The following is a 22930-nucleotide window of genomic DNA, read 5'->3' as shown; positions in this document are numbered from 1 at the left end:
TGTATGGAAGGCCGGAACCGCTATGTTGATTGACAAGATTCTTTCCCGTTTCAAGATCAAGACCAAGGTCCTGATCTTTGTATTGCCCTTCGTCGTGAGCATTTCTGCCGTCGGCCTGACCGGCCTCTACGCTTCGGGCATGCTGCAGGGACGTATGGAAATCTCCAACAGCGTCCTGCAGTCGCTCAGCGGGTTCAAGGATCTCTATGGCTCCATGGACGACTTCCTGCAGATGACCAGCCAGGAAGCGCGTGACAAGCTTTACGGGGACATCAAGACGCAACAGGGCACGCTGAGCGCCACGCTGAAGCAGATCGGCGACAATGGCGGTCGCGACAACCTTCTTGCCGCCATCGAGGGTACCTCGGGAATTTCCGACACCGTGGGCAAGCTCTGGACCCTGCACGAGCAGGAGCTCGCCCTTCGCAAGTCGATCGATGACGCGCAGAAGGTGATGATCACCAGCCGCTTCAACGTCAACTACGATGCGCAGCAACTCGAGGAAAACATCCGCAAGGATGAGGGCAACGCCACTGCAACGCTGCGCGCCGCCGACCGCCTGCTGAAGGGCGGTGATACCCTTGCGGCCGTCATGGCCGACTTCAACAAGGCCCAGCTGCCGGCTGACAAGCTGAAGGTCGTCACGGACGACATTCCCGCTATCGCAAAGGCGCAGCGCCTGATCGAGATTTCGGTCCCCGCGAACCAGAAGAGCATGACACAGTCGCTGTCGCAGACGATCAGCGACGTGAAGGCGCAGGCAACGGCGGCCGATGCCGGCACCGACGAGGCGATCGCCAATCTCGGGCGACTTGTCTCCCGCTTCCGTCAGATGTCGACCTATACCCAGCTGACGGCAACGCAGATGATGCGCGCAGCGACGACGACCTTCGTCGAGCTCGACAGCCGTATCGCGCAGACGAACTCTGTTCTCGAAGACACGCGCCGTCTGGAGAGCGCGATCTACTCGCTGCAACTCGTGCTCGGTGAGTTCGCTGCCAAGCCTGGCAAGGAAAATCGCGTCCGCCTGCATCAGGAGATCGCGACGCTCGGCACCAACCTAAACACGCTGCTCGCCAGCGCGAAGGGCATGAATTTCGCGGAAGACATCGTCGCGGCAATGTCGCCTGCCCTTGCCTCCATGGATAAGGATGCGCAGAGCCTGGTCGACACGATCAACCAGCGCGTCACCGACTACGCATCCGCTCGCCAGCAGCTTGATGCCGTCTGGGGGCAGCTCACGACGTTTGCCGAATTGCAGAAGAAGAGCGCCGGTGCCGAGCGCACTCAGGCAAATGGCATCTCCGTGCTGACGACCGGCCTCGGCATCCTGGTTTCGATCATCGGCGGCATTGCCCTTGTCCTGACGCTGCAGCGCCCGATCGGCCAGATCACCGCCGCGATGCGCCGTATTGCCGATGGTGCGCTCGACACCAACATCTCGGGCGACCAGCGGTATGACGAAATCGGCGACATGGCGCGCGCGCTTGGCATCTTCAAGGAGAATGCGATCTCCAAGATCCGCATTGAGGAGCAGAGCGAGGAAGAGCGCGTCGCGGCCGAGCATGAACGCCAGCGCAACGACGCCGAGAAGCGCGAAATGGACCGCCAGATCGAGTTTGCTGTCAATGCGCTTGCCTCCGGTCTCGAGCGCATGTCGCAGGGTGATATTTCGACCACGATCGACACGCCGTTCATCGGTCGCCTCGAGCAGCTCCGCCAGGACTTCAACGGTTCGATGATGCGCCTGCAGGCCACCATGAGCCAGATCCGCGACAACGTCGAGATGATCCAGGGCAACGGCAACCAGATGGCTCAGTCCGCTGAAGACCTCTCCAAGCGTACTGAGCAGCAGGCAGCTTCGCTGGAGGAAACCGCCGCGGCCGTTGACCAGATCACTGTCACGGTCCGTTCCTCGGCCGAGCGGGCCAAGGACGCCGATCAGATCGTGCGCCAGGCAAAACGCAGCGCCGACGACTCCGCAGTTGTCGTCAGCAACGCGATCGACGCAATGGGCCGGATCGAAGCGGCGTCCCGGCAGATCGAACAGATCATCGGCGTTATCGACGAGATCGCATTCCAGACCAATCTGCTGGCTCTGAACGCCGGCATCGAAGCAGCACGCGCCGGTGAAGCCGGCAAGGGCTTCGCCGTCGTCGCCATGGAAGTGCGTGAATTGGCGCAGCGCTCCGCTGCTGCGGCGCAGGAGATCAAGGGTCTCATTAACAAGTCGACCACCGAAGTCAGCTCCGGTTCGCAGTTCGTGCAGGAGACCGGCACGGTGCTCGCGAAGATCAGTGCCCAGATCGTCACGATCAGCCAGCATGTCGAAACGATCGCCCGAGCGAGCCACGATCAGTCGAGCGCACTTGGTGAAGTCAACGCGACCGTCAACCAGATGGACCAGATGACGCAGCAGAATGCGGCCATGGTCGAAGAGACGACGGCAGCAAGCCGCGAGCTTGCGGTCGAGGCGGATTCACTGCTGCGGCTCATCCAGCAGTTCAAGATCGGCGGCGACATGCAGGCGAGCGTCTACCGCGCGGCATAAGACGACGACCAAAACAAGCGCTTGGAGGGGCCTGGTATACCGGGGCTCTTCTGTTTTTCCGAATACCGGCCGCGTCTTTTTAAGTTTTCGACGATTATCAATTTTTTGAAGATTTTCTTTAAATATTCGCATTAGCCTCCGGGGCTCACGTCTCAGGGGATACCTATGCTACGCCTGTTCTCGGCTTCCATCGTACGTCAGATCGTCGCCATCACACTCGTTCTACTCGTCTTCAGCACCGCAGCGATCGTCTGCGCCACCTATTACAATCTGAGCGCTTACGTGATGACGAGCGCCGTGTCTGACGCCAAGGATGCAAGCAGGACGATGGCGGTCCTCTACGGCGCGAGCGATGCCGGAGTGAAGGTCGACGTCAGCAACAACGAGCTTGCCGGGGTAACCGAGGAAAAGCTGCCATCGCTCGGCGATCACGTTCTGGTCGATCGCACCGCACAGTCGATTGCTGGCGTTGCCACCGTCTTTGAACGCCAAGGCAGCGACTACGTCCGTGTTTCCACGAACGTCAAGAAAGAGAACGGCGACCGCGCTGTCGGCACGAAGCTCGCGGCGGATCATCCCGCGCAGGCGGTACTGGCCAAGGGGCAGGCCTACTACGGCCCGGCTGACCTTTTCGGACGGAAGTTCATGACAGGCTATTTTCCGGTGAAGAACACGGCCGGTTCAAACGTCGGCATCCTGTTCATCGGCATCCCGATGGAGGTCTATTACAGCAGCCTGCAGCAACTGCTGATGCTGGTGGCCGGTGTCGGTGTAGCGGTATTGCTGCTCGTCGGCGTGGCAGCCTACTTCGCCATCCGGGCGTCCATCAGGCCGCTCGAGGCGCTGACGGCGACCATTCATACGATTTCCGACGGCAATCTCGACAGGCCGATCCCTTGCGTTGAGAAGCAGAACGAATTCGGCGCGATCGGACGCGCGCTCGCGCTGTTCCGCGACAACGCCCGCGCCCGCCAGGACTTGGAGATGCAGGCGGCCGAACAGCGGCAGCTTAGCGATAGTGAACGTGCCCGCAACGACGCCGAGAAGCGCGCGCTTGACGGCCAGATCGACTTCGCCGTCAACCAGCTCGCCGCCGGTTTGGGGCGCTTGGCGCAGGGCGATGTTTCGCAGACGATCCAGACGCCATTCGTCGGTCGCCTTGAGCAGCTTCGCGTCGATTTCAATGCGTCGCTCGTGCGGCTGCAGGAAACCTTGGCGCGCATTCGCGACAACACCGCTTCGATCCAGAACAACTCCGGCGCGATGCTGGCGTCTGCCGATGAGCTTTCGAAGCGTACGGAAGCACAGGCTGCCAACCTGGAGGAGACGGCGGCCGCAGTTGAGCAAATCACCGTGACCGTCAAATCGTCGGCCGTACGTGCCCGCGAAGCGAATGATGCCGTGTCCGCGACCAAGAAAAACGCCGATAGTTCAGGCGCTGTCGTCACCGACGCGGTCGCGGCGATGAACCGTATCGAAGAGGCGTCGAAGCAGATCGAGCAGATCATCGAAGTCATCGATGACATTGCGTTCCAGACGAACCTTCTGGCGTTGAATGCCGGTATCGAAGCCGCCCGGGCTGGCGAGGCGGGCAAGGGCTTTGCCGTGGTTGCGCAGGAGGTGCGCGAACTTGCACAGCGGTCCGCCGATGCGGCGCGCGAAATCAAGGGGCTGATCGAGAAGTCGACGCGCGAGGTTACCGCAGGCTCCGGCCTTGTGCAGAAGACCGGTGCCGTGCTCGCCGCGATCAGCCAGGAGATCATTGCGATCAGCAGCCATGTCGAAATGATTGCGACGGCAAGCCAGGATCAGTCCGCTGCCCTGCAGGAGGTCAACGGCGCGGTCAATGCGATGGACCAGATGACGCAGCAGAACGCCGCCATGGTCGAGGAAACGACCGAGGCGAGCCGCCAGCTCGCCAACGAGGCCGATGCGTTGATGACGTTGGTACAGCAGTTCCGGTTCGAAGCCGCCCAGAATTATGACCGCGTGAGGCATGCGGCGTGACCGACGTTCCCGGATCGGCAAGCGTCCGCTTTTCCGGAGCGGCGCTTCCCGCTCCATAGCCACGGAGACGTGAGGAAAGCCGCGACGCGGACCGCGCGGGAGCTGCCGAGGCTCTCGTAGAATTCGCTTTCGGCCTTTGCCGAGTACTTGTCACGACTGCCATTCAGCAGGTCTGCAATCTGGGCGACGGCGATGAGAGTGATCATGGCGATGTCCTTCGATATGGGCATCGCCTTAGTTATTCCTCGAAATTTGGTTTATAAACGGGAATTTCCTCACTATGTTTTTCATCGATGAAAAACCCACAATGGGATTCCTTTCAGCTATTCGTGCAGGTCGCTCGCTTCGGCGGGCTGACGGGCGCCAGTGCATCGAGCGGGCTCAGTCCCGCCACGATTGGCCGTCGCATGCTCGATCTCGAGCATGAGATCGGCAAGGCGCTTTTCATCCGCAGCCAGAAGGGTTACAGCCTCACCGCGGATGGCCAGGTCCTTTTGGATCATCTGCAGGACATGGAGGCCGCGGCGCGCAAGATTGACGCCTGGCGGCAGGCCGGGAGCGTTGGTGCGACGGTCAAGGTTGCCGCCGGCACTTGGGTCGCGTGGCTTCTGACGGAGAATTTCGCCGCGATCCGCAAACCCGGCGATGCCTTCGCTATCTCTTTGACGGTCGGCGAAGCGCGCGCCAACCTCAATTACAGGGAAAGCGATATCGGCATCCGCGCCTTCGAGCCCGAAGAAAGCAACCTTGCCGCCCGCCTGCTGGGCGAGGTGGCCTACGCTGTCTATACGAGACGCAATGTTGACGCGACCGAGGACAGGTGGGTGGCCGTCTCCGAAGAGGATGCGATCTCGAACTATCTCCGCTGGCCGCACCGCAATGCAGGCGGCTTGATCGTTGCAACGGTCAACCGGCCACGCTCGCTGCTGGAGCTGGTGAGAGGAGGGGCGGGCAAGGCGGTCTTGCCATGCTTCGTCGGCGACCTCGATCCCGAACTGCAGCGTCTTGGCGGCGAACTGCCGGAATTGCGCCACCGGCAGTGGATCGTCATGAACAACGAGGATCGGCACCGGCCGGAAATCCGGACCGTTGCCGATCGCATGACGAAATTGCTGAAGAGCTATATCGATCTGTTTGCGGGCAGGCGCGCCAGCCGAAGTTGAGGGCGCCCGCCGCGATCTCAGTTGCGCCCCGCGACGATGATGGGGATCAAAAGATCTCCCCAGTTACCGTCGCCGCCGTGGTGTCTCGCCGAGCGAACGATCTCGACGGAGACACCGGCATCGACCGCCTTCATGACCGACTGGTTCAGTCGGTGCAGATCGTTGGCGAGCGTGCGGATCGTCGTCTGCTGGTCTGTGGTCATGCAGGTGGACTGTTCTTCAGCGCGTTCCTTGACGCGTGCAAGAGTAGGCATGGCATTCTCCTCCTTGGTGCGATCATTCTGCTGCTGGTTTGAACTGTGCATGTTCGGTGGATTCCCTCATCGCCGTAGTCGACGAACGTCCGCCGGTGATGGCCATCGAAACGGCATCGAAGTAACCGGTGCCGACTTCGCGCTGATGCTTGGTCGCGGTGTAGCCGTTGATCTCCGCCGCGAACTCCGCCTCCTGCAATTCGGAATAGGCAGCCATCTGCCGGTCCTTGTAGCCGCGCGCGAGTTCGTACATGCCGAAGTTCAGCTGGTGGAAGCCGGCAAGCGTGATGAACTGGAACTTGTAGCCCATTGCGCCGAGTTCGCGCTGGAACTTGGCGATCGTCGCGTCATCCAGGTTTTTCTTCCAGTTGAACGACGGCGAGCAGTTGTAGGCGAGCAGCTTGCCGGGATGCACCTTGTGGACCCCCTCGGCAAAACGGCGTGCCTGCTCGAGATCCGGCTTCGACGTCTCGCACCAGATGAGATCGCAGTGCGGTGCATAGGCGACGGCACGGGCGATGCACGGCTCGAGCCCGTTGCGAACCTGATAGAAGCCTTCGACCGTGCGGCCGGCATCGTAGTCGACAAAGGGCTGGTCGCGTTCGTCGATATCTGAGGTCAGTAGCTTGGCGGCTTCCGCATCCGTGCGGGCAATGACGAGCGTCGGAACACCCATGACGTCGGCGGCGAGGCGAGCCGCATCGAGGTTGCGGATGTGTGCTGCGGTCGGGATCAGGACCTTGCCGCCGAGATGGCCGCACTTCTTCTCCGACGCCAGCTGGTCCTCGAAATGGACGCCGGCTGCACCGGCCTCGATATAGGCCTTCATGATCTCGAAGGCGTTCAGCGGGCCACCGAAGCCTGCTTCCGCGTCAGCAACAATCGGCGCAAACCAGGTCTCGACGGAGAGGCCGTTCTGCTCTGATGTTTCGATCTGATCGGCGCGCTGCAGGGTCCGGTTGATCCGCTTGGCCAGTTCCGGACCGGCGTTTGCCGGATAGAGGGATTGATCCGGATACATGGCCGAGGCGGTGTTGCTATCCGCGGCGACCTGCCAGCCGGACAGGTAGATTGCCTTCAATCCGGCGCGAACCATCTGCATCGCCTGATTGCCCGACAGGGCTCCGAGAGCATTGACGAAATCATCCTGATGCAGAAGCTGCCACAACCGCTTGGCGCCCATTTCCGCGAGGGAATAGCGCAGTTCGACGGAGCCGCGCAGCCGCTTGACGTCATCGATCGAGTAGGGACGCTCAACCCCATTGAATCGCCCAGCTGGAAGGTCCCGGTGCAGCTTGTCAAATTCTGTCATCTTATGCTCCTTGCAGATTGAGTGGTCAGTTTGGATGATTGACAGAATTTACAGATCCCGGAAAAAGACCAGAGTTTTCTATGGAGTAGCCATCAGAAACGAGTTAGGATGCAAAGCCTTGACAGGCTGGCTCTGTCAATTTGTAAAGTATTGTAAAGTTATCTGAGCGGACTTTTGTAAAGGATTGTCACATGGCGGAGCGCAAGATTTTTGCGGGGCCAAAGGTCCGGCGCATTCGCAACGGCCTCGGTTTGACTCAGTCAGCGATGGCCGAGGAGCTTGGCATCTCTCCATCCTATCTCAACCTTATCGAGCGCAACCAGCGGCCACTGACGGTGCAACTGCTCCTGAAGCTGTCGTCGGTCTACAAAGTCGATCTGGAGGAGCTGAGGGACGAGAGCGGCGGCAGCCTCAACCAGCTGCGCGAGATTTTTGCGGATCCGCTCCTGGCCGGCGAGCTTCCCGGCGACCAGGAACTCGTGGAGGTCGCGGAGGCCGCGCCCAACGCGGCAAGCGGCATCATCAAGCTGTACCGGGCCTATATCGAACAGGCGAGCCGCCTGTCGGACCTGACGTCGTTGACGGCCGGCGCGGGGCAGGTACCGCTCGCCGGTGCGCGGCTGCCGGCCGACGAGGTCCGCGATATCATGGAGCGGCGCTCCGCCTATTTCTCTCAACTGGAGGCTGCGGCGGAGACCTTCCTGGCCCGCTTTGCCGAGACGCGCGATCTGCCGGCCGCGTTCAGGGAGTGGCTGCGGGCGGAACGCGGGATCAGCGTGCGTGTCCTTCCCGTTCACGTCATGCCCGATCTGCGGCGCCGCTTCGACCGGCACTCGATGCGGCTCTTCGTTTCCGAGCGCCTGTCGCCGGCCGATCAGGCGCATGAGATCGCCATCGAGGTGGCAACGCTCGCCTTGCGTGATGCGATCCTGGCGGAACTCGATGGTCTGGCGCTGTCGACGCCGGAGGCGAAGCGGATAGCGCGCTTCGAACTCTGTCGTTACGGCGCCTTGGCGCTTGCCATGCCCTATGGGCCATTTCTCTCCGCGGCCCAAGGCAGCCGGTACGATCTAGATATCCTCCGTTCCCGCTTCGGAGTTTCCTATGCGCAGGCCGCAGCCCGGCTGGTCATGCTGCAGCGACCGGGCGCTTCGGCGATTCCCCTCTTTATGATTGAGATCGACGCCGCCGGTCACCGACTGCGGCGGGCTGGGGCGCAGGGTTTCCCGCATTCGCGTTTCGGCGGCGGCTGTCCCAAGCTGAACATTCATGCCGCCTTCCTGCAGCCGGGCCAGATCCTTGCCGAAACGGTCGAAATGCCGGATGGCGCCCGCTATCTCACGGTCTCCCGGACGCTTGAAGGGCCGAACGCCGCGTTCGGCGAGCGCATCAGGCGCACCGCATTGCAGATCGGCTGCGACGCTGCGGCCGGCGAAGCGTCGGTCTATGGCCAGGTCGCAACGTCTCAGCAGCCAGTTGCGATAGGACCTGCTTGCCGCCTTTGCGAACGGCGCGGATGCCTCTCACGCGCCGAGCCGCCGGTCACACGACCATTGGGCCTCGACGAGATGGTTGCGGGCCTCAGCAGCTTTGATTTTCAATGATTGTGAAATGATTGAGAGTGCAGGTTTTTGCGCTTGTGGGCTCTCAAAAACATTTCTAGTCTGCTTGCAAAACCAGAGGGTCGGCGTCTACAGGCGCCACAAAGCAAGAAGAAGACAGGAGATATCATGAGGTCAACATTCGCAAGACTTGCAGCGAGCGCCGTTGTGCTTGCATTCGCCGCTGCGCCGTCCTTTGCGCAGGAGCGGGTGGTCAACGTCTACAACTGGTCGGACTATATCGACAGCTCCATCCTTGAAGACTTCACCAAGGAAACCGGCATCAAGGTCGTCTACGATACCTTCGATTCCAACGAGACGGTTGAAACCAAGCTGCTCGCCGGCGGTACCGGCTATGACGTTGTCGTCCCGAGCGGCGACTTCCTGCAGCGCCAGATCCAGGCCGGCGTCTTCCAGAAGCTCGACAAATCCAAGCTGCCCAACCTTTCGAATATGTGGGATATGATCCAGCAGCGCACCGCCATGTACGACCCCGGTAACGAATACGCGGTGGACTACATGTGGGGCACCAACGGGATTGGATACAACAAGAAAAAGCTCGACGAAATCCTCGGGCCGGACGCAAAGGCGCCGGGCCTCGAAGTCATCTTCGATCCGAAGGTTGCGGAAAAATTCAAGGACTGCGGCATCTATGTCCTCGATGCGCCGAAGGACGTCCTGCCGTCTGCATTGACCTACATCGGACTTGACCCCAATTCGAGCAAGCCGGCCGATCTGCAGAAGGCCGGCGAAATGCTGGAAAAGGTACGGCCCTTCGTTCGCAAGTTCCACTCCTCGGAATACATCAACGCCTTGGCGAACGGCGACATCTGCATCGCTTTCGGTTATTCCGGCGACATCTTCCAGGCTGCCAACCGTGCGACCGAAGCCAAGAACGACGTGGAGGTCGGTTACTCCATTCCGTCACAGGGCGCGCAGATGTGGTTCGACATGATGGCGATCCCGGCGGATGCCAAGCATGTTGCCGAGGCGCACGAATTCCTCAACTACATGATGAAGCCTGAAGTCATCGCCAAGGCCAGCAACTACGTATTCTACGCCAACGGCAACAAGGCGTCGCAGCAGTTCATCGACAAGGAAATCCTCGAAGACCCATCGGTCTATCCGAGCGAGGACGTGATGAAGAAGCTCTATAGCGTCACCCCATGGGATCCGAAAACGCAGCGCACGGCGACCCGGATCTGGACGAAAGTCGTCACCGGCCAGTAAAGAATATCAGGCCCGGACGGCAACGCCCGGGCCTTTCCTTATCATGCCGATTGCGGGGACGTCGGTTCTCAAAATGACTTTTCGGGGCACATAATGAAGTCACTTGGCAATATTCGCCGTTCCTTTGCGCCGTGGGCAGACCCGGCATCGAAGCCGTTCATATCGTTCAATAACGTCACGAAGCGGTTCGGTGACTTCACCGCCGTCGATGACCTGTCTCTGAATATTTATCATCGTGAGTTCTTTGCCCTGCTTGGGGCTTCCGGATGTGGGAAATCCACGCTGCTGCGCATGCTTGCAGGCTTCGAGCAGCCGACCTCGGGCGAAATCGTCCTCGACGGCACCGACATGGCTGGAACGCCACCGTACAAGCGACCGGTCAACATGATGTTCCAGTCCTATGCGCTGTTTCCGCATATGACGGTGGAGAAGAATATCGCCTTCGGCCTGCGCCAGGATGGCATGCCCAAAGAGGAGATCACCGAGCGCGTTCTGCAGATGCTGAAGATGGTGAAGCTCGAGAAGTTTGCCACGCGCAAGCCGAACCAGCTGTCCGGTGGCCAGCGCCAGCGTGTGGCCCTGGCGCGTTCCCTTGCCAAGCGACCGAAGGTGCTGTTGCTCGACGAACCGCTTGGCGCGCTCGACAAAAAGCTGCGCGAGGAAACACAGTTCGAGCTCATGGACCTGCAGCAAAACCTCGGTCTGACCTTTGTCGTGGTCACCCACGACCAGGAGGAGGCGATGACCATGGCGGACCGCATTGCGGTCATGAGCCACGGAAAGGTCATCCAGGTCGCGACACCGGCGGAGATCTACGAGGCGCCGAATTCCCGCTTCGTCGCCGACTTCATCGGCGACGTGAACATCTTTGATGGCAAGGTCGCGAGCACGAACGACAGCACCGTCGAGATCGCCGTCGACGAAAATTTCTCGATCAGTGTCGTCACTCCCGAAAAGCCGGCAATGGGCGCGCCAGTCGGCTTTGCCATCCGTCCGGAAAAGCTGAAGGTCTCGCGCAAGCCGCCAGCCAATCCAAGGGTAAATGCGGCGTCCGGGGAGCTGTGGGACATCGCCTATCTCGGCGACATGACGGTCTTCCACGTGAAGCTGAAGAGCGGCAAGGTGGTCAAGGCCTCGCTCCTCAATGCGCAGCGCGCTGTCGACGACCCGTTCACCTACGACCAGGAAGTCTGGATTACCTTCGCCGAGGATGCCGGCGTCCTCCTCAAGGATTGAACCATGGGCAAGCTCGGTTCCGCGTTCTACAATCGCCTGGTCATCATCATTCCCTATGTCTGGCTGCTGCTGTTCTTCATGGCGCCGTTCTTCATCGTCTTCCGCATATCGCTCTCGACGACGGCAATCGCCATGCCTCCCTACGAGCCGGTCTTTGGTCTGGCTGACGGCTGGGCCGAGTTCTGGGCGAAGATGCGCACCTTTTCCTTCGAGAATTACAGCTATCTGCTCGACGACCCGCTCTATTTGAACGCCTACATATCGAGCGTCGTGATCGCTGGCGTATCGACGTTCCTTACGCTGCTGATTGCTTATCCGATCGCCTACGGCATGGCCCAGGCTCCACGCAGCATCCGTCCGACGCTACTGATGCTCGTCATCCTGCCGTTCTGGACGAGCTTCCTGATCCGCGTCTACGCCTGGATCGCAATCCTCAAGCCGGAGGGATTGTTCAACCAGCTGCTATTGTCGGTGCACGCCATCGATACGCCGTTGATCATTCTGAACACGAATGTCGCGGTCTACATCGGCATTGTCTATTCCTATCTGCCGTTCATGGTCCTGCCCCTCTATTCCTCGCTGGAAAAGATGGACGGCACCTTGATCGAGGCCGCGCAGGATCTCGGCTGCACGCCGATTACCGCATTCTGGCGGGTAACCTTCCCGCTGTCGCTGCCAGGTGTTGTTGCCGGATGCATGCTGGTGTTCATCCCCGCGGTTGGCGAGTTCGTTATCCCCGACCTGCTTGGCGGATCGGAGACGCTGATGATCGGCAAGACGCTGTGGAACGAGTTTAACTCAAACCGCGATTGGCCGGTGTCCTCGGCGGTGGCGACGATCCTGCTCTTGATCCTGGTGATCCCGATCGTGTTCTTTCAGAACGCGCAGGCCAAGGCCGACGAGCAGGGGAGATAGACATGCTGAGATGGACCCGTTTCAACATCGCCTCCGTCGCGCTCGGCTTTGCGTTTCTCTATCTGCCGATCGTCCTGCTGGTGGTGTTTTCCTTCAACGAGTCGAAGCTGGTGACTGTCTGGGGCGGCTTCTCGACCAAATGGTACGTCTCGCTCCTGCACAATCAGGCTCTGCTCGATGCCGCCTGGGTGACGATCCGCGTCGGCCTCCTTTCGGCCACGGCGGCAACGGTCCTTGGAACGCTCGCCGCGATCGCCTTGGTGCGCTACACGCGCTTTCGCGGCCGCATGCTGTTTTCCGGCATGGTCTATGCACCGCTTGTCATGCCCGAGGTGATTACCGGCCTGTCGCTTCTACTGCTGTTCGTGGCGATCGGTTTCGACCGCGGCTTCTGGACGATCACGCTGGCGCACACCACGCTCACCATGTGCTTCGTCGCCGTCGTTGTGCAGTCGCGACTGTTGACGTTCGACAGGTCGATTGAGGAAGCGGCGCAGGATCTTGGCGCACCACCGGTGCGGACCTTCTTCGAAGTGACGCTGCCGATCATCGCGCCTGCCGTGCTTTCCGGCTGGATCCTCGCCTTCACGCTGTCGCTGGATGACCTCGTCATCGCGAGCTTCACCTCCGGCCCTGGGGCGACGACGCTGCCGATGAAGATCTACAGCCAGGTCCGTCTCGGGGTAACGCCTGAAATCAACGCGGTCTGCACCATTCTCATTGCAGTCGTGGCGATTGGCGTGATCTGCGCCTCCACCATCACGAAACGCCGTGAACTGCAGCGCGAGCGTGACGAACGTGCGGCTGCAAACGCGCCGTGATTATTTGGTCGATCCCTGCTGCGTGACGGGAGCCGGGGAGATCACCGGCTCCGGCCACGCGCCGCCAACGAAGAACGGCAGAGGCGGGAAACTCGTCGATGCTGTCGGGTCAGTTGCTTCGATCGTCCCCGACAGTGCCAATCCATTCGAGTGGTATGGGATGACGCCGGAAAGGATCAGCGTCTGCTGGGGACCTTCGATACGGCCGCCATGGATGGTCGCCACGCCATCGGCGAGATCGGCGGCGATGTCGAAATTGTCAAAGGCAAAGGCACGGTGGGATACCGCGTTCAGCGTGAAGAAGTCCGCGCGCGTGGCTTCTTCGCGTACCGCCTCCGCATCGAAGCCCGGAAGCGAGCCCGAGCGCGCGCGGAAAGCGATCCTGCCCGTCACGTCGCCGGCTTCGACCTTCCAGAGCGGCTTTGTCGTTTTGATCGACATGTCGAGAGAGCCGGTGGCAAGGGGGAGTGGCCCCTTCAGCTGAAGCCGCTCGATCAGCCCGGCGAAGTCGGCGCCGCGGATCGACAGTTGCAGTTTGCCGCCGCCGTCGAAATCACCGCGCATCGCCTCAAGATGAGCGGACAGGGAGCCGCCTTCAAACTCGCTGTCACCGATGTCGAACTTTGCCTCGTTGCTGGAAACGATGATGCCCGCTCCGACATCGGAGAGGATGAAAGGTTCGATGAGGGCCTGTTTCGCGGAAAGCCGGAGATCAAGATCGAGTTTCTGCAGCGCACCGCCATCAGGCCGTCCGCCAGCCTCGCCGGCGGCCAGACGAAGCACGAATGCATCGAAGAGCGACCTGAAATTCATCTGGTCGAAGGCCAGCGTGCCGCCGAGTTTGGCGCGTTTGCCTGGCGGAAAGGCCACGTCCATCACGCCCTTCGCATTCGACCCATTCATGCTCATATTGACATTGTCGAAGCGGAATCCGTTCGCAACCGAAGCGACATCGGTCTCGATCGAGAAGGTCTTGAGGGTCGCGATACCCGGCAGCGAGCGGTCGGCCCATGTCAACAGTGCCGGCAGATCGGGGATGTTCAGCGCCATGTTGCCGGAGAGGTCAAAGAGATGCGAGATGTTCGCGAGTCCCTGGAACCGTGCCGTGAGCAGGCTCGAAGTCAGCGATCCGCTCATTTCGGCCTTGTTGCCGCCGAAAATGAGAAGCGGGCTGGGGGACGAGAAATCGAGCTTGAGATCCTGCCCACTCATCCGTGCGATCAACACGGCGGTAATCGGACTCGACAGTTTGCGCCAGCTGACGTCGGCGGTCACACCCTCGAAGCGATAAGTCCTACCGCTTGCGACATCGGCGACGTTGATGGTGCCATCCTCAACTGTGATGGCACCGACGGCGGCATCCAGTTTCCGATCTAGAACCTCTCTTCCACCTTCCTCACGCGCGCCTGAGATCGCTCGCGCCAGAAGCCCCTCATTGGTCCAGTCGATCACGCCGCTGCTTTCACGGGTGAGTTGCAGGTTTGGGCGGAAAAGGTGGAACTCGTGGAAGCTCGCGCGCCCTCGGATCGCATCGATCAGGCTGAACTCGGCGGAGAGGCTTTCGATCGTTCCGAGCAGCCTATTGCTGTCGCCTTTCTGGTGAACCGAGATCTTGCTGAGGGTGATGCGAGGCGTCGGCCAGAATTCGATGACCGGCTTGCCCGCGACCTCGGCACGATAGCCGGCCCATTTGGACAGGGCATCCTCGATGCCGGAGCGAACGAGGCCGGTTGAAATCAGGTAGGGGGCGGCGACACGAAGCGCCACGAAGATCGACAGGACGACAAGCAGGGTGACTGTGGCAAGCCGGGCGAAGCCAGGCAGCCAGCGTGACACGGGTCTGAATTTCTTCCGCCATCGCGGTTGTCTTGACGTACCCATGAATTCCGCCGGTATTTTCGGCCGTCGCCGCCGTTAATGCTCTGAAATGCCCGATATATCAAATGCAAGCTGCATGCAAACGCGAGCCTCTGACTTTGCTCGTCACTCCCTTTATAAGCTGATATTGCATGGTATACAGGCGAACAAATAGGAGAAGTCTCGAATGCGCGACGATAAGCCACTCTGGATGCCTTGGCGTACATCGGTCGAAGCGAGCCCGATGTACGCCTTCATGCAGCAGTGCAACCGTGACTTCGATCTCTCCCTGACAAGCTACCATGATTTGCACGCTTTTTCTGTCGCCGACAGGGAACGGTTCTGGACATCGGTCTGGGAGTTCTGCGGCGTCAAGGGCGAGCGCGGAGCACGCGCGCTCCTCGATGGCGATGTCATGCTCGATGCGCGCTTCTTCCCGGATGCGACGTTGAATTTTGCCGAGAACCTGCTTTCCGGAGAAGGCGCTGACGATGCACTGATCTTTCGGGGGGAGGACAAGGTTGCCGATCGTTGGAGCTGGGACCGGCTGCGTGGCCTGGTTTCCAGGTTGCAGCAGGCATTCAAGGCAATGGGGATCGGTCCCGGAGATCGGATTGCGGCGATGATGCCGAACATGCCCGAGACGGTGGCCTGCATGCTGGCGGCCGCGTCGATCGGCGCGATCTGGTCGTCCTGTTCGCCCGACTTCGGGGAGCAGGGTGTTCTTGACCGGTTTGGCCAGATCGGGCCGAAGCTTTTCATCGCCTGCGACGCCTATTGGTATGGCGGCAAGCTGCAGGACGTGAAGGCCAAGGTGGCGACCGTGACGAAGCAACTCGGCGCGCCATGCCTCGTCGTCCACTATGCAGGGGATGCCGCCGCGGTCGCAGACGAAACACCCGGCGCCAAGACGCTGGACGACTTCATCGCGCCCTTCGAGCCACGTTCTGTCGAGTTTACGCGCCTGCCCTTCGCGCACCCGCTCTATATCCTCTTCTCATCGGGAACGACCGGCGTTCCGAAGTGCATCGTCCACTCGGTCGGCGGCACATTGTTGCAGCACCTCAAGGAACACCGGCTGCATTGCGGAATTCAACCCGGCGAGAGGCTTTTCTATTTCACCACATGCGGCTGGATGATGTGGAACTGGCTGGTGAGCGGCTTGGCGGCAGGTGCCACGCTTTGCCTTTTCGACGGCTCGCCTTTCGCGCCTGACGGCAATGTGCTCTTCGACTTTGCGGCAGCCGAGAAGTTTGCTGTTTTCGGGACCTCGGCGAAATATATCGACGCGGTGCGCAAGAGCGGGCTGACGCCGCGCACCACTCACGACCTCTCCAGTCTTCGGCTGATGACATCGACCGGATCGCCGCTCTCGCCGGAGGGCTTCTCCTTTGTTTACGAAGGCATCAAGGAAGACGTGCAACTCGCATCTATTTCCGGTGGCACGGATATTGTCTCCTGCTTCGTCCTCGGCAACCCCTTGCAGCCAGTCTGGCGTGGCGAAATCCAGGGGCCGGGCCTCGGCCTGGCGATGGATGTGTGGGACGACGAGGGCCGGCCGGTTCGCCAGGAAAAGGGTGAACTCGTCTGTACAAAGGCCTTTCCGTCGATGCCCGTGATGTTCTGGAACGATCCTGATGGGGCGAAGTACAGGGCAGCCTACTTCGAGCGTTTCGACAATGTATGGTGCCACGGCGACTTCGCGGAGTGGACCGCGCACGAGGGCATCATCATTCACGGGCGCTCTGACGCCACCCTCAATCCCGGCGGCGTCCGCATCGGAACCGCGGAGATCTACAATCAGGTCGAACAGATGGGCGAAGTCGCGGAGGCTCTCTGCATCGGCCAGGAATGGGATGACGATGTCCGCGTGGTTCTGTTCGTGCGCCTCGCGCCCGGCGTATTCCTGACCGATGACCTGACGAAGGCGATCAAGAGCCGCATTCGCACAGGCGCCTCGCCACGGCATGTGCCGGCAAAGATCATTGCCGTCAGCGATATTCCTCGCACCAAATCGGGGAAAATCGTTGAACTTGCGGTGCGCGAGGTCGTCCACGGTCGGCCGGTCAAGAACAAGGAGGCGCTTGCCAATCCGGAGGCGTTGGATCTCTTCGCGGGGCTTGCCGAACTGCGCGCGTGAGCAACGGGTGCAACCGGCCACTACAAGCTTTCACCGTTAACAGATTGAAGGCGGCGGCAACTTTTCGTTAAGAAACGTTGGTCATGAATGAATTTAACTTGGGGCTGCAGATGAACGAGGCAGCCGGAGCCTTGGGCTCCTGAAACATGATGTTGCTTAACTAAGCCCTTGTTGAACAGCACACCCCAACTCTCAGGCAGCCCCTCCGGCTGCCTTTTTTGGTTCAGCCTGCAAGGACCCGCTGTGACGGGAAGGCGATCTCTACCAGCGTGCCTTCGTTGGGTGCGGAACTGATCGCGAAAATGGCCCGGTTGGCATCGACCATCGCCTTGGTCAGCGGCAGGCCGAGTCCCGTACCTTCGCCACGCGGCCGAGACTGTGCGGACACCTGACGGAACGGCTTCATGGCTTGGTCCAGTTCGCTCCGTGTCATGCCGACGCCGGTATCGCGCACCCGCAAGACGACGCTGCCGTTTGCCTCATAGGAGGTGGAGACGACAATCTGTCCGCCCGCCGGCGTGAACCGTATCGAGTTCGACAGGATGTTGAGTGCAATCTGCTTGACCGAACGGAGGTCGGCGACGACGTCAGGCACGGCCTGGGATAGGGCTGTGCGGATGATGACTCGCTGGCTGTTGGCCTGCGGCTGGAGGAGGGAGACCGCCTCCGAAACCGCCTCGTTCAGGTCGATGGCGCCGAAATCGAGGTCCATTTCGCCGGCCTCGATCTTCGAGATATCCAGCAGGTCGTTGACGATATCGAGGACATGGCGTCCGGAACGACCGATGTCGTTGGCATACTCGACATAGCGCGGATGCCCGATCGGGCCGAAGCGCTCGCTAGCCATCATGTCGGAAAAGCCGATGATCGCATTGAGGGGCGTACGGATCTCATGGCTGACGCGCGCGAGGAAGTCGGTCTTGTGTTCGCTCGCCGTCTCCGCTGCGCTCTTGGCGCTGCGCAGTTCATCCTCGGTACGCTTCCACTGGGTGATATCGCGGATGACCGCGCAATAGCCGCTCGAGGAGGTGAGGCGTCCCATCGTCATGAACAGCGGCACGAAGCCGCCGCCGGCTTCGCGTCCGATGACTTCACGGCCATCGTTAAGCACGCTTGCGACGCCGTGGCCCGAGAGGCCGCCGAGGTAATCGAGCACAGCTCTTTGGCTCTCATGCGCAAACAGCATGACGAAGGGCTTTCCGCGGGTCTCGTCCTCATCGTAGTTGAACAGCGCGCTTGCCGAGCGGTTCATCGAGCGGATGTCGCCTTCAGCGCCGATCACCACGACGCCGTCGGTCGCCGTTTCCAGGATCGAGCGCAGTTCTTCGACTTCCACCTGCAGCTTGGCGACCTTCTCCAGCATCCTTTCGAACGAACGAGGCTCTGCGGGCGGCGCAGGGCGCGCGCGAACTGCCGCGTCGCTTGCCGCCGGCATCAACGCCAGCATCAAGGCGCTGCTTTCCTCCCAGCGAATGGACTGCAGCCGCGCCGTGACCGGAACGAGACTATCATCGACCGTTACCAGCATCATCGAACCGGAGCGGCCGGCACTTCCTTCGAGCTCCGAGCGCTGCAGCAGCGCATCGATGCCACCGACCTCGCCCAGGGCTTCCAGCGACTTGTAGCCGGTCAGTCGCATGAATTCCGGGTTGGCGTGGATCAACTGGTCGCCCGCATGCACGAGGACGGCGACAGGCAGCTGGTCGATGGCAGCCGCGGACAGGCCGGCGCCCATCTTTGCGCGCGGCGGAATGAAGCTCGCCAGCATATCCATCTGGCTGACGGTTTCTTCCAACCCCTCGGTCACACCGTCGTCGGGTGCGGAGGCCGAAGTGACCGTCTCGGGTTCGTTGACAGAAGGCTGTGCCTCGTCACCCTCTTTCTGTTCAGGCGAGGCGTCTACCGAATCGTCCTCGAATGCGGAGGATCGATCATCATGCATACTGGCCTTCGGCGTTTCCGCTGCCGCGATGTCGCGCTTCCCGGTTTCGCTTACCCGAGGCTCGTCGTCGCTGTGCGGCTCGCGAACGCCGAAGGCTTCGAGACGCTTGGCGATCTCGCGGAAATTTGCCTGCTCGGCGGAGGTGAGCTGCGGCCCGGCCCCGTGGAGCTGTACGATCTTGTCGGTCAGGCGGCGGCTCGGACTTTCGACGATCCGCAGGGCCGGCGGCTCTGCTGATGGTTGTGGTTTCGTCGGCTCGGGTGTCGCCTCAATGTCAGCTTCGGTGGTTGCGGCCTCTTCTGCAGCCGGCTCGAAAGCCGGGGCGGCCGTCTCCACCACCGTCGGCTCGCTGGTCGCCACTTCATCGGCGAGCGCCGACAACGCTGCGTCTTCAGAGGTTTCCGCCTGCTGCTCGAGCGCTGCCGCGTCGATGCCGTTCGGGCCAAGTGTCAGGCCTAGCGCCAAAGGATCTTCGGCGGCATCGGACAGGCGCACGACACCGAAGCCGCGAAAACCGTCGAATTCCCGGCTTCGGGTGTAGGTGGGCAGGGCCGCGAGGTCGACCGGGACCGCCAGACTCGTCCCTTCGATCGGCCAGTTGATTGTCTTGCCCGACCATGTGTCGCGCCGCGCCAGAGCTTCGCTGATCTTGCCATCGGGATCGAGATTGAAGAGTGCCGAAATATCGCTGAAGGGCGTGCCGACGACGTCAGCCGCATGTGGTCCGACCGCCTCGGCAAATTCGCTCGACACCTCGCTGAACCGTCCCGCCGCGTCGATTTTCCAAACAAATCGGGTCGCGCGGCTATTTGGATTGAACACAAAGGTACCCGCCTTGGCGGCCCGGGCTGGCTCCGACTGCTCTATCTCAGGGGCGACGGCGGCATCCTGATCGGCGGCGGCTCCGACATGTTCGGTTGCTGGTGCTTCCGCAGGACTGTATGCGACGGCAGCGGCCACAGCGGGTTCATCCGTCACGCGTTCCGGCGTTGTCTCGGTTGCGTTCGGTTCCTCGGCAGCCTCGTCCGTCGGAGCCGGCAGCGGTTCGGCTTCCTGGCCCATCGCTTCAGCGCCGATCGCCTCCTCGGCGATTGCGGCAGCTTCCGTGGTCATGGCTTCGGGTTCGCCCTCATGATTGTTCTCCTCGGGAAGCTCTTCCATGTCCTCGATGCCAGCAATGGCATCGATCGCGTCGACAAAGCTCGCGACCTGCGGTGCCTCCTTATGGTTAACGGCGGCTGTGGAAAAGTCCTCTGCGGGCGCCTGAGAGTCGATCGGGTCGAGATGCCCGATGACGGTTTCAACGGCGAATAGGAGATTGAGGGCCGGCTCGTCACTCAGTCGTCCGACGGCGGCCGGAAGGAGGCCCTTGCCGGTGGCAACGGGCCGTTTCACCAATCGGTCCGCGTGGCCGCCCGCAAGCGTCGTCATGGCCTTGGCGGTTTGCTCCGTGACGCCCAGCGCGGCAAAACCGGGCGACGCGGCGATGATTTCGCCGTCGGCGCCGATCACAGCCATATGCGTATCCGGATCGTCGAGTCCCTTGAGCATCCGTTCGGCGGATGCCTTGATCGACAGGGCGTTGGTCGCAACCGGCAGGGACAGAAGAACCGCGCGCTCCCCGGAGGAAAGGCGGATCAGTTCGACAGTTGCCTGAACGGCAACACGTTGGAAGCCCCGGGCAATGCGGATCATAAAGTTGCGGCTGTCGCCGACATTCACGAGCTGCCGGGCTGTGGCTTCCAGCTGGCGAAAGGTGATGTCAGCCGCATTTATGCCTTGGTCGAGCAGATCGTAGACCGCCGATTGCCCGAAGAGCTCGGCGCCGGCGCCGTTCGCCCAGAGCGCGCGGCCGAGATCCGCCGACAGCAGCACCATCGCTTCGCCACGCGAAAAGCGTTCCCGTACCCGGGCATGCACGGCGATGTCGATGAACGGGTACTGCACTGCGGGCATGATCGAACCTTCGGCTTCGGTCATCGTGAAAATTAATAGTCTATTAATAACGATAGCCCGGAACGGGGTCCAGAACGGCGTCCGGCTTTCGGCTGGAAAGGTTAACGCATTGTGCGTCGCACAAGCATGTTGCAATGCACAAAAATCTGCGCTATATAATGGACATCTAACCTACGAGGCCATCACGCATGCCGAGGCAAAAGGAGCGCAAACCAATGGCTAACATAAAGATGGACGACGTTTTTTCAATGTCGTCGTTTGATCCTTCCAAGTTCACTGAATCTTTCCGCGACTTCGCGGAAAAGGGCGCACAGCAGTCGCGTGAAGCCTATGCCAAGATGAAGAGCGCCGGCGAAGAAGCGAGCAAGACGCTCGAAGTCACGGTTCAGACTGCCCAGGCCGGCGCTGTTGAAATCGGCCACAAGGCGATCGACGCTCTGCGCACGAACGCGGAAAACTCGCTGACCCACATGGAAGCGCTGCTTGCAGTCAAGTCGGTCGCCGAGCTCGTCGAACTCCAGACGACTTTCCTGCGCAAGCAGGTCGAGCTGACGATCGAGCAGGCGAAGACCATGCAGGAAACCTCCAAGCAGGTTGCCGAAAAGCTTGCGAAGCCTTCCAAGGAAGCAGCTGAAAAGGTCATGGCCTCCTTCAAGGCGGCCTGATTCTTTAACAGGACACACGAAGAGGCTGGACCATCTGTCCGGCCTTTTTGTATATTGGGGCGAGATAGGGCTTGAATTAATTTCCAAGTCCTCGTATGTGACCCCCGTCGCGTCGGACGCGACTTGTGCGGTTGTAGCTCAGTTGGTTAGAGCGCAGGTTTGTGGCACCTGAGGTCGGAGGTTCGAGACCCCCCAACCGTACCATTCTTCCACAATGAAATCAGAGTACAACCGACCCTGCCCGCCCGGGAACCATGTTCCGGGAATGCTACTTGGAACTTGTCTCGAACATCTGGCGCGTTGAAGGTCTAGGCGTTCTGCAATTGGCGTGGCAATACCGCCGAAAGCTCGTCGGGTCAGCTTCCGCCGTCCGCGCCCTCCCAAAAAGAGGTGGCATTGCGAATGTTTTTCGAGATCCCCCGTTCCTCCCGCCACGTGCGTCCGGTGTCCTCGACTATCGGCTTGCGGTCCGGAGAGAATATATAGTTATCGTAGCCTGCGACGGCGCGCTCCAAGGCCGAATTCACACCTGAATAGAATTGCTTCTCCGGATCGAAGAGCGGGTCCATAAGAACGGCGCTCATCCTGGCGAAATTGCCCTCAATAACCGAGGGAGATGTCGTGAATTTCGGATAAGTTCTAGGAAGCGGAAGCTTGATGCCTAAGATGGTCGTGTAGCGCCTGCGCCTATGAAGATATCCCCGCCTCGCTATGTCCCAGTTTTGATTGGCAGTGTGGAATGATGCCTGCTTGACCTTCTCAGACTCGAAACAAGCCTCGATGCGAGAGTCGATGTCATCCAACGCCAGCCAGTCGTCTTCCAGGTGCATGACGAAGCCGCTCGTCGTCGACGACCAGAGTCTTTTCACCGCGGAACCAAACCCCGCGTCAAAGGGCGTGAAAATAACAGGTGATGGGAAGTAGCGCCTTACGACTTCGACGCAGGCCCCTAAGTCAGCCTCGTCTCCGAATATGGGATCAATATTTACGAAGACGTTTTGCACATCGTGGTGGGCAAATGCTCGATGGGAGAAGCTGTCCAGTGTCGCGCGCAGGAGTTCCGGTCGACGACCGGCAATGATCGTTACGTCGATTTTCACTTTTGCGTCACCTACAGATTGCCACCAATTGGCTGGCTTTCGCCCAAGCAACCGTGTATGCGAACCCGACATGGATTTGGAGTCCGTAGCGAAAAAAATCATAAGAGAAAGGGCAAACTCAAGAACGCGACTGGGCTTTTCGTGGCATCTGAAAGGAGAAAATTCAGCGCCAATGAGATC

Annotated in this window: 16 protein-coding genes and 1 tRNA gene; 11 read left to right on the top strand and 6 right to left on the bottom strand. The window is 60.6% G+C overall.

Annotated elements, in window-relative coordinates; genetic code table 11:
- Positions 1 to 22: 22 nt before the first annotated feature.
- Positions 23 to 2551 (top strand): HAMP domain-containing methyl-accepting chemotaxis protein, encoded by a 2529-nt coding sequence (locus RHIBUN_RS0110325; RefSeq protein WP_025659506.1) that lies wholly within the window; start codon positions 23 to 25, stop codon positions 2549 to 2551.
- A gap of 165 nt (positions 2552 to 2716) precedes the next feature.
- Positions 2717 to 4558 carry a methyl-accepting chemotaxis protein gene (locus tag RHIBUN_RS0110320; protein WP_025659505.1) on the top strand — a complete coding sequence of 614 codons (1842 nt, stop codon included), beginning with the start codon at positions 2717 to 2719 and terminating at the stop codon, positions 4556 to 4558.
- Here RHIBUN_RS0110320 and RHIBUN_RS0110315 read toward each other — a convergent pair.
- Positions 4531 to 4764 carry a hypothetical protein gene (locus RHIBUN_RS0110315; RefSeq protein WP_025659504.1) on the bottom strand — a complete coding sequence of 78 codons (234 nt, stop codon included), beginning with the start codon at positions 4762 to 4764 and terminating at the stop codon, positions 4531 to 4533. The two genes, RHIBUN_RS0110320 and RHIBUN_RS0110315, sit on opposite strands and share 28 nt — an antisense overlap.
- 87 nt (positions 4765 to 4851) lie before the next feature.
- Here RHIBUN_RS0110315 and RHIBUN_RS0110310 point away from each other — a divergent pair, with 87 nt between their 5' ends.
- Complete coding sequence (locus RHIBUN_RS0110310) at positions 4852 to 5721, top strand: LysR family transcriptional regulator (protein ID WP_025659503.1); 870 nt, start codon at positions 4852 to 4854, stop codon at positions 5719 to 5721.
- A 17-nt stretch (positions 5722 to 5738) separates the two neighbouring features.
- Here RHIBUN_RS0110310 and RHIBUN_RS0110305 read toward each other — a convergent pair whose 3' ends face one another.
- Positions 5739 to 5975, bottom strand: a complete 237-nt coding sequence (locus RHIBUN_RS0110305; RefSeq protein ID WP_025659502.1) for a hypothetical protein — start codon at positions 5973 to 5975, stop codon at positions 5739 to 5741.
- A 22-nt stretch (positions 5976 to 5997) separates the two neighbouring features.
- Entirely contained in the window at positions 5998 to 7287 is a 1290-nt protein-coding gene (aceA, locus tag RHIBUN_RS0110300) for an isocitrate lyase (RefSeq protein ID WP_018856837.1), read from the bottom strand.
- A 191-nt stretch (positions 7288 to 7478) separates the two neighbouring features.
- Between aceA and RHIBUN_RS0110295 the strand changes: the two genes are divergently transcribed.
- From RHIBUN_RS0110295 to RHIBUN_RS0110275, 5 genes are all read left to right on the top strand, one after another.
- Positions 7479 to 8891 (top strand): short-chain fatty acyl-CoA regulator family protein, encoded by a 1413-nt coding sequence (locus RHIBUN_RS0110295; protein WP_025659501.1) that lies wholly within the window; start codon positions 7479 to 7481, stop codon positions 8889 to 8891.
- 126 nt (positions 8892 to 9017) lie between these two features.
- Positions 9018 to 10118 (top strand): polyamine ABC transporter substrate-binding protein, encoded by a 1101-nt coding sequence (locus RHIBUN_RS33260; protein WP_037215550.1) that lies wholly within the window; start codon positions 9018 to 9020, stop codon positions 10116 to 10118.
- Positions 10119 to 10211: 93 nt separating this feature from the next.
- Entirely contained in the window at positions 10212 to 11354 is a 1143-nt protein-coding gene (locus RHIBUN_RS0110285; RefSeq protein ID WP_018856840.1) for an ABC transporter ATP-binding protein, read from the top strand.
- A gap of 3 nt (positions 11355 to 11357) precedes the next feature.
- Positions 11358 to 12269: an ABC transporter permease subunit gene (locus tag RHIBUN_RS0110280; RefSeq protein ID WP_025659500.1), complete on the top strand. Its 912-nt coding sequence runs from the start codon at positions 11358 to 11360 to the stop codon at positions 12267 to 12269.
- Between the two features lie 2 nt (positions 12270 to 12271).
- Complete coding sequence (locus RHIBUN_RS0110275) at positions 12272 to 13090, top strand: ABC transporter permease subunit (protein ID WP_025659499.1); 819 nt, start codon at positions 12272 to 12274, stop codon at positions 13088 to 13090.
- Here RHIBUN_RS0110275 and RHIBUN_RS0110270 read toward each other — a convergent pair whose 3' ends face one another.
- Positions 13091 to 14971 (bottom strand): AsmA-like C-terminal region-containing protein, encoded by a 1881-nt coding sequence (locus RHIBUN_RS0110270; protein WP_025659498.1) that lies wholly within the window; start codon positions 14969 to 14971, stop codon positions 13091 to 13093. It abuts the gene before it with no gap.
- Between the two features lie 163 nt (positions 14972 to 15134).
- Here RHIBUN_RS0110270 and RHIBUN_RS0110265 point away from each other — a divergent pair, with 163 nt between their 5' ends.
- Positions 15135 to 17087, top strand: a complete 1953-nt coding sequence (locus RHIBUN_RS0110265; RefSeq protein WP_025659497.1) for an acetoacetate--CoA ligase — start codon at positions 15135 to 15137, stop codon at positions 17085 to 17087.
- A 223-nt stretch (positions 17088 to 17310) separates the two neighbouring features.
- Here RHIBUN_RS0110265 and RHIBUN_RS0110260 read toward each other — a convergent pair whose 3' ends face one another.
- Positions 17311 to 20985, bottom strand: coding sequence for a PAS domain S-box protein (locus RHIBUN_RS0110260; RefSeq protein ID WP_025659496.1), 3675 nt, complete (start codon positions 20983 to 20985; stop codon positions 17311 to 17313).
- Between the two features lie 215 nt (positions 20986 to 21200).
- Between RHIBUN_RS0110260 and RHIBUN_RS0110255 the strand changes: the two genes are divergently transcribed.
- Both RHIBUN_RS0110255 and RHIBUN_RS0110250 read left to right on the top strand, forming a co-directional pair.
- Positions 21201 to 21650 carry a phasin gene (locus tag RHIBUN_RS0110255; RefSeq protein WP_018856846.1) on the top strand — a complete coding sequence of 150 codons (450 nt, stop codon included), beginning with the start codon at positions 21201 to 21203 and terminating at the stop codon, positions 21648 to 21650.
- 127 nt (positions 21651 to 21777) lie between these two features.
- Positions 21778 to 21854, top strand: a tRNA-His gene (locus tag RHIBUN_RS0110250).
- Between the two features lie 152 nt (positions 21855 to 22006).
- Here the strand turns inward: RHIBUN_RS0110250 and RHIBUN_RS0110245 are convergent.
- A complete protein-coding gene (locus tag RHIBUN_RS0110245; protein ID WP_037215587.1) occupies positions 22007 to 22750 on the bottom strand; it encodes a hypothetical protein in 744 nt (247 codons plus the stop codon).
- Between the last annotated feature and the right edge of the window lie 180 nt (positions 22751 to 22930).

Origin of the sequence: Rhizobium sp. IBUN, assembly GCF_000510625.1 — a bacterium.
Lineage (GTDB): Bacteria > Pseudomonadota > Alphaproteobacteria > Rhizobiales > Rhizobiaceae > Rhizobium > Rhizobium altiplani.
This window is presented reverse-complemented; position numbering and strand designations above follow the sequence as displayed.